Annotated in this window: 7 protein-coding genes; 2 read left to right on the top strand and 5 right to left on the bottom strand. The window is 61.2% G+C overall.

Annotated features, from left to right (window positions below; genetic code table 11):
- Positions 1 to 327 precede the first annotated feature (327 nt).
- The gene (locus KDL09_RS00390) at positions 328 to 3741 is read right to left on the bottom strand and encodes a PVC-type heme-binding CxxCH protein (protein ID WP_294380178.1); all 3414 of its coding nucleotides are present in this window, start codon (positions 3739 to 3741) and stop codon (positions 328 to 330) included.
- A 74-nt stretch (positions 3742 to 3815) separates the two neighbouring features.
- Positions 3816 to 4610, bottom strand: coding sequence for a GH25 family lysozyme (locus tag KDL09_RS00385; RefSeq protein ID WP_294380176.1), 795 nt, complete (start codon positions 4608 to 4610; stop codon positions 3816 to 3818).
- 243 nt (positions 4611 to 4853) lie between these two features.
- Here KDL09_RS00385 and KDL09_RS00380 point away from each other — a divergent pair, with 243 nt between their 5' ends.
- Complete coding sequence (locus tag KDL09_RS00380; RefSeq protein ID WP_294380174.1) at positions 4854 to 6839, top strand: PKD domain-containing protein; 1986 nt, start codon at positions 4854 to 4856, stop codon at positions 6837 to 6839.
- A 94-nt stretch (positions 6840 to 6933) separates the two neighbouring features.
- Here KDL09_RS00380 and KDL09_RS00375 read toward each other — a convergent pair whose 3' ends face one another.
- A complete protein-coding gene (locus tag KDL09_RS00375; RefSeq protein ID WP_294380173.1) occupies positions 6934 to 7491 on the bottom strand; it encodes a YaeQ family protein in 558 nt (185 codons plus the stop codon).
- 267 nt (positions 7492 to 7758) lie between these two features.
- A complete protein-coding gene (locus KDL09_RS00370) occupies positions 7759 to 8073 on the bottom strand; it encodes a hypothetical protein (protein ID WP_294380171.1) in 315 nt (104 codons plus the stop codon).
- A 237-nt stretch (positions 8074 to 8310) separates the two neighbouring features.
- Between KDL09_RS00370 and KDL09_RS00365 the strand changes: the two genes are divergently transcribed.
- Positions 8311 to 9447 (top strand): hypothetical protein, encoded by a 1137-nt coding sequence (locus KDL09_RS00365; RefSeq protein WP_294380169.1) that lies wholly within the window; start codon positions 8311 to 8313, stop codon positions 9445 to 9447.
- Between the two features lie 22 nt (positions 9448 to 9469).
- Here KDL09_RS00365 and KDL09_RS00360 read toward each other — a convergent pair whose 3' ends face one another.
- On the bottom strand, positions 9470 to 10444 hold the full coding sequence (locus KDL09_RS00360; protein WP_294380168.1) for a GDSL-type esterase/lipase family protein: 975 nt from the start codon (positions 10442 to 10444) through the stop codon (positions 9470 to 9472).
- Between the last annotated feature and the right edge of the window lie 44 nt (positions 10445 to 10488).

The raw sequence follows: 10488 nt of genomic DNA, 5'->3' as shown, positions 1-10488 counted from the left end.
CAAAGGATAAGGAAATTGCAGATGGGGGAGAAGGAAAAAAAATCGTCAAAGACCGCGCCTTACTCAGCGCATGAGACACACTCGAATTGCGACAGACGTTCACCAGCCTGGCACGCAAAAAAGCCACAGCATTTCGAGGAGCCGACGCTCATGACATCTGTCAGGTGAATGGGTTTGTTTCTCATGTGTTCGCAAAGGAATAGTTGAGCCCACAATACATGCCAGGGTAAGACATGGATTGTGGCCTTTGCGTTCAGAATAGCGAAAACGTCCTTGCCACGTCAATGCAAATACATCGACCATACCACTTTTCAGCTTTGCGAAGCTTCATGGCACCACCACTGCGGCACCATCTAGGATTTCCACTCGTAAATCCGCCAAATCACCTGCGTCACGGGTCACCAGGATGCTGATCCGATGAGTTCCAGCGGTCAGTTCCAACCCCTGCTGGGGGTTCAATTCCTTCAATTCTGCACCGTCCACGGCTACCACAATCCCCTTCACCGTGTTAAAGCCCAGTTTTACTTTACCCCCGCTGTCCAGTTTCAGACCGAACTGCACGATCTTCGGAAACCAAGGGTACATTTTTTGCGCAGCCGGCAGTTCGGCCAGCGGCAGATTGCCATCGACCTTGCTAAAGGCGATCTGCCAAGGGTAGGCATAGGTCTCGTCGTTCAGTGCAAAACTGCCCACGTGGCGAACGTGATCGACGTCCTTTTGCTCCATCTTGGCCATGGTCTTCCAAGTGCGGACATAGCGATTCGGCTGCGTTTTGTAGGCTCCTTCCCGTCCGAGTTCGGACAGGAAGCGCACCAGATCGACAAATTCGTCCTCGCGCAGGCTGGCGGTCAAACCGGGCGGCATCATGCTCACCGGGCTCATCTCGCGCTTGGCGATGGCCGATTTGGCCACTTTCACGATCTGATTGGCCGGGTCACGAATCGTCAACTCCTCAGCGCCGTCGTTCACGAGACCGCCAGAGACGACTCCCCCGTCCTTTTTGCTGATGATGACCATGTGATAGCCTTCTTTGATCTTCTTGCTCGGCTCCAGCAGGGATTCGATCAGGTAGTCCACCGGCGCGCTGGCACCGATGCTCACCAGATTCGGCCCCAGAACACCACCGGACTCGCCAATGGCGTGGCAGGTCATGCAAAGCATCTGCTGGCGGCGATAAACCGCCTCACCTCGGGCAGGATCGCCATTTTTCTGCACTTTTTCCACTAAAGCGGCCATTTCAGGCCCCGTCAGCGGCCGGTCCATCTGCTTTACTCCGCCGGCGGCTTTCAGCGCATCGACGAGCGGCCCCTGAATGCCGCGGGACGTCACCATGCGGATGCCTTCCACCGCCACAGAGTCAAGAATCGTCTTGCCCGCCAGCTCCTTCGCCAACACGCCTGGCAGCTGCTTGTTCTTCAAAAACACGGTGAGCACGGGTTTTGCCGCCTCCACATCAGCTTTAGCCAAAAACTCCACGGCGCGCTTCGCCGCCAACTGGGGGCCAACGGTGGTCAGACCGTCGATCATCAGCCCGCGCAATCCGGCATCCTGCGAGTCCACGAAAAGCTTGTCGAAAAGATCGCGTGTCTTGACGCCACCAAGGGCGGTCAGACCGCGCATGGCACCATCACGGATGGCCGGGATCGTTTTGGCGTCGGTCAGCAGCGCCACGAGTTTTTCACGTGCGGCCTCCACCTTCCAATGTCCTGCGAGAATCGCCGCACGATGCACCACATGTGGTTCGGGCCGGGCAAACCATGCCATCACGGTGTCCTTGGCGCCTTCGGGAATCACTTTGCGATCCGTGGCCGCCTTCACCAGCGCGTCCTGCAAACCGATATAGTAGGGCGCCATCGCCGCATCATTGACCATGCCGGCCATCACCTTCGCCTGTGCTACGTCAGCTGCATCGCCGGCCATGCCGAGCACAGCCGCCGCATCCTCTGGCCCCAGTTTACCGCCTTTCAGTGCTGCAAACAAAGGCGGCAACGCATCACTGCGCCCGGTGCTCTTCATCGCATAGACCAGATGCTTCGGACGTTCGTCCAGCTTCAACTTTCCGCTGACCACGGCGGGCATCCAGACATCCGCCTGCTCACGGCAGGTCAGTTCCAGCAGAAAGTCGAGCGACTCATCCATCGGATGATCCAGCACCTTGAGTGCCACGCTGATCGCTCCCGTCTTGCGCATGTCCGCCAGCACTGCCAGCGCCCACAGACGCACCTGCGCATTCTCGTCGGCCACCGCCTTGTCCAGCACCTTCATCGCATCGGGGAATTCCTTCCAGCGATGGCTCAGGATGCGCAGCGCCGCAGCGCGGATGCGATAATCACCGTTCTCCCAAAGCCTGCGCCAGATCGTGGGCGAAAAGGAATTCACGCCCTCGCGAGCCCAGGCGGCCTCCAGCAGCGCATGGGCATCCGCCTCCTTCGTGGAATCCAGTTTCGCAGCCCATGCATCGAGTTCCTTCGTTACTTTGACCGCGCCTTGATCGCGCAGCTCACGCTTCGCAAAACGACGCACGTAGTTGCGGTCGCTCTTCAGCATCTCGAGCAGGTCTCCCGTCGAGGCTCCGGCGATCTTCGGCCTCGGGCTCAGCGGGCGGCCCTTCGCCGTCACACGCCAGATGCGGCCGTGCTGGTGGTCGCGACGCTCATCGCGGAAGTCCACCTCACCGTGCTGGATGATCGGATTGTACCAGTCCGCAATGTAGAGAGCACCGTCTGGTCCCATCTTCACATCGATCGGGCGGAACGCGCGATGCGTGCTTGCCAGCAGATCCGGCAATTGCTTCGCGATGTAGCTGCTGCCACTCGGCGTCAGTTGGAAGCGGTTCACCCGATTGCCGCGGAAATCATTCAGCACAAACGTACCCTGCCAGTCCGCCGGGAAATGCGGATCCTCGATGATCTCCAGTCCGCACTGCTTCGGCTGGCCGGGGCTAAGACCATGCAGGATGCGCTTCGCTCCTGGTGAAGTTGCGAAGACCGAACCCGGAAAGATAAAGTTGATTCCCTCCCCACCTGCGCCGTCGCAGGCGAAGCTCTGGCCCCAGCGGTCAAACTCGAAGCCCCAAGGATTGATCAATCCCTTGCTCAGTAGTTCTGCGCGGCGCGTCTCAGGTCGGAACTCCCACACTCCGCCGCCCATCAGCCGGCGCACGCCATACGGCGTTTCCATGTGCGTATGGATGTAGATCGACTGCAAAAAGTACAGCATTCCCTCCGGGCCCCAGCGGAACGTGTGCAGCAAATGATGCGTGTCTTCCGTGCCGAAACCGCTGAGCAGGACAGTGCGTTCATCCGCCTTGAGATCGCCATTCGTGTCCTTCAAAAACAAGACCTCAGTCGAGTTCGCCACATAGAGACCGCCATCACCCGGTGCCAGTGCGGTTGGAATGTGCAGACCTTCGGCAAAGGTCGTCGATTTGTCCGCCTTGCCGTCGCCGTCAGTATCCTCCAGCACCACCACCTGATCCTTTGCCTCTTCGCCCGGCTTGATGTGCGGATAGGTTGTGCTCGTCACCACCCACAGGCGGCCCTGCGCATCCCAGTTCATCTGCACCGGCTTTTGAATCATCGGCTCCGCTGCGAACAGATTCACCTCAAAGCCCTCCGGCACCACGAACGCTTTCAGCTCCGCCTCTGGGTGCGCATCCGGCAGATCAGCGAGCGAAGTCGGCTGCGAAGCGTGCGCAAAACCAATCGAACCAACAAGAATCAGGGCAAGGCGGGTCATCATAAGAGAGGAGCCGCAGATTACGGCCCTGTGCAGGCTTTTTGGCAAGCATTCTCTCCGCGAAATCAAACCTAAAATCACCGCCACAGCAAAACCGCCGACGCATGCTCGTGGCAGAAACGCTCGAACGCTGCATGCGATCCGCGAAACACGCTGCGATCACAAAAATGCCGCAGCGATGAACCGCCGCCGCTGCGTGTGAAACCGGCGCCTACATTCCCGGAGAATTCCGGATCAAAGAACGGCGACTTTGGCCGGCCACCGATGTCCCCGCAGTACTGCCAGAACGTCCAACTGCCAAACACGCGCGGCACGCTGAAGTGCACGTGCGTTCCCGGCTGTTCACCGTAGCGCGGAATCCACAGGCCGCAGGTGCGCAGCACGCGGCGGTCGTCGGCGGTCAGCGACTCCAGTTCGCGGCACTGCTGGTCAAACGTTGCCATGCCTCGCAGAGGCACACTGCAGTAGAGCAGCGGCCATGCCCCCGTGCGTGACTGCACGATCCGCGCCGCACGCGCCAGTTCGCTCCATGACACACGGTCTGCGCCCTCATTGTCCAGCACCAGTATCAGCGGATAGGCCGTCGTCCCATTGCGCCGCGCCGTCGCAGCCACCGTGTTCATGAACTGCCCAAGCTGTCCCTCAAGGCTCATACGCTTCTTCATGTAATGATATGCGCCCCACTTCAGACCTGCGGCACGCGCCACACGCTCCCGTCGCGCATAGTCCACATCCGCATGACCGCCCGCCGTTGCCCGGTGAATCATGAGTTCCACGCCCATCGCACGCAGTGCATCCGGTCGCACCACTCCGCCATCATGGCCGAAATCCACGGTGTTGTTCAGGCAGTTCCGCGCCGAGTGCGGCGACATCGTAACCGTCTTGATCGGCGAGCAAGCCGCCAACCCCAGCACAACGGCCATTCCCAAGAGTACCTGTAAACACCCACCACGCATCCAGCTGGTTTAGCGGAACCTGCCATCCACAGTCAATCTCCAAACAAGACTGAAGGCTCGCCATTCCGCCTGTGCCTACCTTCAAGCTCGGCACCTGAACTGGCTACCCACTTGACTTGGTTGGCCAAATTATGGTAATTATAGCAAAATAATATTATCATGCGCCTCGCATTCCTTCCCCTCGCTGTTCGCCTTGGAGTCTTCTTTGGCCTGTCCGCAGTCGCCCAAGCTCAAACCAATCACCGCGGCGAAAACTTCCCGTTGCAGAACTTCGGCCGCACGACCCGCAGCACCGCCATCCCAGCCACGCTCGGCGCCAGTCTTTCCAAAGTCGCCGCTTGGTATGAGCACTCGGACCAGGAACTTAGGGACCTTTGCCAGAAGGACAAAACCCTGCGCATGGACCGTCAGGGGCACCTCCACTACGCCTGTGAGGGGCTCCTGCCTCTGCAAAACGCCGTCGTCAAAGGCGCCACCGCCTCGGGTTCCACCTCGCCCTCAGGCACGCTTTCCGTCGCCGACACCTTCCTCCTCCACAGCAGGCCGGGAGCGTCAAAGACGATCTATCTCGACTTCGACGGTCACACCACCACCGGCACCTACTGGAACAGTGGTTTTACCGGCGGCGCAAACATCGTCACGCCTCCCTACAGCGCTGATTCTGACAAGACCACCTACACCGTCACCGAGCTCGACAACATCTACTCCATCTGGCAGCGCGTCGCGGAGGACTATGCCCCCTTCGACGTTGACGTCACCACAGAAGACCCAGGCCTCGAGGCGTTGCGAAAAACCTCCAGCTCAGACACCCAGTTCGGCGTTCGCGTCTGCGTCGGCGGCAGCAGCTACGACTGGTATGGCGCAGGCGCAGGTGGCGTCGCATACCTCAATTCCTTCTCCTGGAACTCCGACACCCCTGCCTTCGTCTTCCCCGACCAGCTCGGCAGCGGAAATGCCAAATACACCGCCGAAGCCGTCAGCCACGAGGCCGGTCACACCTTCAACCTCAGCCACGACGGCCAGACCAACATCACCGAGTACTATCAAGGCCATGCCAACTGGGCGCCCATCATGGGCGTCGGCTACTACAAGGACGTCGTGCAGTGGAGCAAAGGGGAATACCCCAGCGCCAACAACCTTCAGGACGACACCGCAATCATCTCTGGAGTCGTCGGATACCGTGCCGACCAGCACGGCGACAGCATCGTCGATGCCACCCTGCTTGAAGGTACCTCTCCCACTGCCAGCGGCATCATCGAGCGCCGCACCGACATCGACCTCTTCGGCTTCACCACTGGCGCCGGCCCTGTTAGCTTCACCGCCACCCCCGCCCCCGTCTCACCGAACCTCGACATCCAGCTCGCGCTCTACGACGGCCTCGGAAACCTCGTCAGCTCCGCCAATCCCTCCACCCTGGGGGCCACTCTCAGCGCCACCCTCGCCCAAGGCACCTATTACCTCGCCGTCGATGGCGTCGGAACCGGCGATCCCCTCACCGCCTACAACGACTACGGCAGCCTAGGCCAGTTTAGCCTCACCGGCAGCGTCGTCCCCGTCAACGGACAGGCCCCCATCGCCGTCGCAGACAGCTCCGCCCCCACCACCGGCACAGGTCCCCTCAGCGTGAACTTCTCCAGCCTCGGCAGCTACGATCCCGATGGCAGCATCGCCTCCTACAGCTGGGACTTCGGTGACGGCACCGTCTCCACCGAGGCCAATCCCGTCCACTCCTACACCACCGCAGGCACCTACACCGCCTCCCTCGTTGTCACCGACCACAGCGGCCTCTCCTCCGCCGCGGACACCGTCACCATCGTCGTTCAAAGCAACAACGTCCTCTACGTCGCCAGCATCCAGATGAGCCTCGGCAGTTCCAAGCAGGGCTATCAGGCCACCGCCACCGTCACCGTGAAGAATCAGAACGGCACCGTCGTCTCCGGCGCCAATGTCACCGGCCAGTGGAGCGGCCTCACCAGCGGCACCTCAGTCAAGACCACCAGTCGCAAAGGCACCGCCTCCTTCGCCTCCGGCCGCACCAAAAACCGCGGCACTTTCACCTTCACGGTCACCGGCATCACCCTCTCCGGCTATACCTATGCTCCTCAGCAGAATGTCGAGACCGTCGACTCCATCAGCACCCCGTGACCTGACCCGCTCTTGTTCTCCAACAGCCCAAACGCAAAGCCGCGCCGACCCGCGCGGCTTTGTCGTTTTTGGAATTCCGCAGCGCCCTTCGACATCACTCCGCGCCAAACAACCGCACCGGCGTGATCTCCACGCTCCGCTCCCCTTCTCCCACAAACAGCACGCCGTCCTGCAGCGTGACGTTAAGATCCATCGACCGCTGCGCCAGCGCTCCCAGCGCCTGACTCTGCGCCACCGGGATCTGCCACACTGTCAGATTGTTCACGCGCGCAAACTTCCCCGCCAGTCCCATCCACCACGCCGGCACCGAGCTTCCGTAGCTGTAAACCGTCACCCGCTTCGACCGCCCGCACACGCGCACAAGCCGCTTCTCGTCCGGCTGACCAAGCTCGATCCAGTGCAGCAGCAGCCCAGTCAGATCATGCTGGCTCAGCGCCGGCTCATCCGCCTCCCACATGTCCTTGCCGAACTCCAGCGTGCCCAGGTCGTTGTTCTCCGGCGCGTTCAGCACAAAGGCCAGCAGCCGCAGCATCATCCGCTCCTCCGTCTCAGACGGGTGCCGCGCCAGCGTCAGTGTGTGATCGCGGTACACATTCTGGTCCAGATCCGAAAACGAAACCGCCGCCTTGTAGATGATTGCTTTGAGCGCCATGCGCCGACGTAGAGTCCCGTTACGGCGTGGTCAACAGGTGCTTCGCACGTCGAGACAGCATCCCCGGCTCCTGCGGCAACGCCAAACTGCCGCCGTCATTCCCATCGTCAGCAGCACTCCCACGGCCGCGAAGCAGACGTTGAGGGTCGAAGCAGCCATGCGCATGATCATTCTAACGCTCCTACGTTGCCCACTTCGGCAGGACGGAATCCCTGCCCTCCCATCATCCCTGCCGTGGTGTCGCAACTGGCGCAGGTGCGGATGGCGTCAGTGCAGGCCGGAGGGGACGACCGCGCTGCCGAGGCAGGTGGCAAAGAAGGCGGCGCAGGCGATCACGATGCCGCCAATCATGAAAGCGAGGCTAAGAAGAATGGAAGGCAGAAGACGGGAAGTCAGGCGGCTGGCGATCAGGCACGAGGTGACAAAAACACCCACGGCGGAGAGAGTGAGTGCGGTGTTCCCCGCAAACCCACTGCTGGCGGCAAAGAGGAAGGCGAGCGCAGGACCGACGACGCAGGAGGTGATCCACAAAAACCACAGAACGCCGGTGGAACGGGATGCGGGCGGCGTCGGTGAGTTCATGAAGGCCGGATGCTAGCCCGCGAACGCGTTGAGCCAAGGAGTATCCTGGTGGTTCTTGGGTCCCTGTCCATTGCAGCTCCACGAGCGGAGCAGGATGGTTTTGCGGAACGAGGGAGATGTGGCGAGGGAGGAGGCGCAGCCGATCACATTCTTCTTACAGCCTTAGGATTCCCTTTTTCTGTGACAGACGCTTTGATAGGCGGTTGTCTGCCCAAACAGCAGCTACCCACGCGCCTCATGCTCCCAAAGCTTTCCAGAATACTTTCCACCGTCGTGCTCGTCGGCATGACGCTGGCGGCAGTTCGGGCGCAGGCGCAGATGCCGTCTTCAACGACAACATCGTCTGGGTGGCGGATCAGCTCGGGGCCGCAGTGGCGGTCAGTGGGCCGGCTGCACTGGAACCCTGGCGCATCCCAGAGTCTGGTGACGATCAACGGCACGACGACCTTCAGCGGCCTGCCGCCGGGCGTGTACGACAACGGGTTCGTGCTGCCAGACAACCTCAACAACGGCGTGACGACCTCAAACTTCGGCTGGGACGCCACCACCGTTGTGGACGTGTTTCAAGACGAGGGCTTTGAATTTGAACTGCTGAAGACGGACGTTACGACGACGAACACGGCGACGCTTTTCGCCAGCCAGCAGGGCGGCGCCTCAGACCGCCTCAACGGCCCGGGCTTTTTCATCAAACTGGAGTCCCCCGCCCTCTGGAAGAACGGAGGCTGGGAGCTGTCGCTGGAATTTGGCTACTCGCTGACGGGGATGAGACTTTCACAGCTCCGTGCGGCGTTCGCGGGCCTCGTGACGCAGACTATCAGCACCACGACGATCTCCGATCTCTACGGCGGAAACGATTTCGGCGTGTCGCCGGGCCCGGGCTCCACTTACACGGGCAGTCCTGCCGGCGGGGCGACGATCCCCATCGCGCCAATCGCTCATACCGAGGACACGGTGACAGTGATGCGCGCCATCGTGGTGGACAGCGCCTACAACCGCTCCTTCGGACTGGATCTGCACACGCTTTCGCTGGGGCCGCACCTGAACTACCAGAGCCCGGACGGCCGCTTTCAAGCCGGTTTCAGCACCGGTCTGGCAGTGAACTTCGCCTTCTGGAACGTGGACACTGTGGAGACCCTGCTGGCGCGCGGCGGCGGCTCACTGGGCGCATGGGGCTACCACAGTAGCGGCAGCAAGGTGCTGCCGGGCTTTTACCTTCAGGCAAATCTGGCCGCGCAGATCAGTGAACGCTGGTATGCGATGCTGGCTGGCCGCTACGACTACACCGGCACCTTGCACGGCGGCTCGGGTCCCACGGAGTTCAGCCTGGATCTGAGCGGCTGGACGGTGATGACAGGCCTGACGTACATTTACTGATGGAAGCAGGACGCGTCTCAAATCACGGCCTGCGGGCCTGCACGAGCGCCTCTTCTTTGAGCTTCTGAATGGCTTCGTCTCCTTGGGCGATCAGCGGGTCGAACATCGGAATCTCTTTCGCATTCTGGCCCTGCTCGTGTTTGCGGAAACCGAAGAGGTAGGTCTCGTTGTGCGGACGCCAGCGGTTGAAGAAAAGCGTGTCCTTGGCGATGACGGCGCGGCGAAGGTTTTCCAGCGCAGGCGAGGGAGCATCAGGCATCTTGAGACCGAGGCCTTCGATGAGCTTCGCGCTGAGCTTTTCGTAGCCCTCACGGGTGTAGTGCACGCCGTTTTCGGTGAGCGGCTTGCGGATGATGCCGGGCTTGGGCAGACCGCCCATGAGCTCGAACCAGTCTACAAAGAACGCATTTTGCGTCAGCGCGAAGCGGTGCAGCGCATCACGCAGGCTGGAGAGGTTTCGGTTTCCTGCGCTGAGATCCGGCAGCGGCGGCGGCAGTGTCTCCAACGGCGGCGGGGAGGCGATGATGATGCGCACGCCGGGAGACTTCGCACGGATGAGCTCAATGAGGTTTCGATAGCCCGTGAGGAAGTCCGGCAGGCCGCCAAGACGCTCGAAGGCAAGCTCGGAGCCGTAGCAAAGCAAAACGACAGTGGGCTTGAGCATCTCGAGATGCCCTGCCAGACGCTGCAGGCCCTCTTCCGGCGGACCGAAGTAAGAGCGTGCATGGCCGAAGACGGTGTCCGCGCTCCAAGCGAGGTTGCGCACGGTGACTTTCGTCTCACCGAGGGCGAGATCGAGACGGGGCTCGAAGGAGCCGTAGTCCTGCTCGCGCTCCAGCACGGTGTTGCCGATCAAAACAAGGCGATCGCCGTCTTTGAATTCAAAAGTCTTCGGCTGTGGCGGTGCGACGGCCACGGCAGGATCATCCGGCGTTTGTGCAGGAGAGATGGCGGCGCACGCGAGCGCCAGAAGGCCGGCAAGGGGTTTCAAATTCATGCGGGCGCCATTTGAGCGGATGGGGCGCGGATTGTCCAGCCTGC

The organism is Prosthecobacter sp. (assembly GCF_020439865.1).
Classification (GTDB): domain Bacteria; phylum Verrucomicrobiota; class Verrucomicrobiia; order Verrucomicrobiales; family Verrucomicrobiaceae; genus Prosthecobacter.
This window is presented reverse-complemented; position numbering and strand designations above follow the sequence as displayed.